The sequence below is a fragment of the Arthrobacter sp. AL05 genome (assembly GCF_029960715.1).
In the GTDB taxonomy this organism is placed as follows: domain Bacteria; phylum Actinomycetota; class Actinomycetes; order Actinomycetales; family Micrococcaceae; genus Arthrobacter.
Window position 1 is genome coordinate 1 of record NZ_JASBRC010000063.1, and the last position, 315, is coordinate 315.

The 315-nt window shown below is 60.0% G+C and carries 1 pseudogene; it reads left to right on the forward strand.

Annotated features, from left to right (window positions below):
* Positions 1-315 (forward strand): annotated as a pseudogene (locus tag QK287_RS18450) (pyruvate dehydrogenase (acetyl-transferring), homodimeric type); the annotation flags it as partial.

The window sequence follows — 315 nt, forward strand, 5'->3', positions numbered from 1 at the left end:
TAATGCGCAGCCTGCTTCAGCGGGCCGGCGCGCAAAGCGTGGGTGTTCCGATGGTGACGACCACGGATTATGTGAATACGATCCCGGTGGACCAGGAGCCGGCGTTCCCGGGGCATGAGGAGATTGAGCGGAAGTACCGGGCGTGGTTGCGGTGGAATGCGGCGATTATGGTGCACCGGGCGCAGCGGTCTGATATTGGTGTTGGCGGACACATCTCCACTTATGCCGGTGCCGCGACGCTGTATGAGGTTGGTTTTAATCATTTCTTCCGCGGTAAGGATCATCCCGGCGGCGGTGACCAGGTCTTTTTCCAGG